The organism is Enterococcus sp. FR204, from assembly GCF_031143325.1.
Lineage (GTDB): Bacteria > Bacillota > Bacilli > Lactobacillales > Enterococcaceae > Enterococcus_B > Enterococcus_B faecium.
Map to the genome: position 1 here is coordinate 1 of NZ_JAKZIW010000106.1, position 856 is coordinate 856.

Below are 856 nucleotides of genomic sequence, written 5' to 3' on the forward strand. Positions count from 1 at the left end.
TGTTCTGTAATAAAATAAAACTTTATAACAACTATAACAAAACCGAATATAAAACAGAAGTTCTATAAGTTATAATCATAGTTGTTAAGTGATTCATCTAGTAAAAACACCAGATTTCAAATTTCACACAATTTAAACTAGATCAATCATCAACCTTCTTCAAATTGTTAGAACCCTTTCCCGAGGAGCTGCAGCATAAGCAAAAAAACAAACAGGAAGCCAAATGGCTAAGACATTTTTTCTATTAGTCTAGTTGTTTCTCGTCGCAAGTTTAAGACTTTAGAAAGTTATTTCTAATGATGTTTGGGTTGTTTTGATCAATGCTTATGCACAGCTCCTTACCTATTATTTATCTCAACAGATCTAACAAATTAATGGACTATTTAAGGAGTTTTTTTATGCTTACGATCTATTCTTCTCGCACACACAGTTACCATCTGATGGCAAACTGGCTGAAAGACCATCAAATGCCTTACAGAGAACGAATTTTCACACCTAAACAGCCTTTAACAAGGAAAGAGATATTTTATTTATTGTCATTAACAGAAAACGGATTTGACGATCTATTAGCTAAACGCTCGATTGATTATAAAAATTTGAAAGATCAAATCGACCAATGTACGACCTCAGAGCTTGTCGATCTGATCGTCTCGCATTTTACTTTGTTACAACGTCCCATCATTACTGACGGAAAGAAATTATTAGTCGGATTCAATGAAGATAGCATGCGTCTTTTTATCCCTGTACAATGGCGCAGAAGTCAACTGAAATCTGTCTATAACGATTTTACATGGGTAAGCAATCTAGAAAATTCTACGGATTTAGATGATGAATTTTTAAATTATTATATATAAAA

Annotated in this window: 1 protein-coding gene; it reads left to right on the forward strand. The window is 32.6% G+C overall.

What is annotated here, in order from left to right:
* Positions 1-398: 398 nt before the first annotated feature.
* Positions 399-854, forward strand: a complete 456-nt coding sequence (locus tag RG571_RS12010) for a Spx/MgsR family RNA polymerase-binding regulatory protein (protein WP_002289471.1) — start codon at positions 399-401, stop codon at positions 852-854.
* The last annotated feature ends 2 nt before the right edge of the window (positions 855-856 follow it).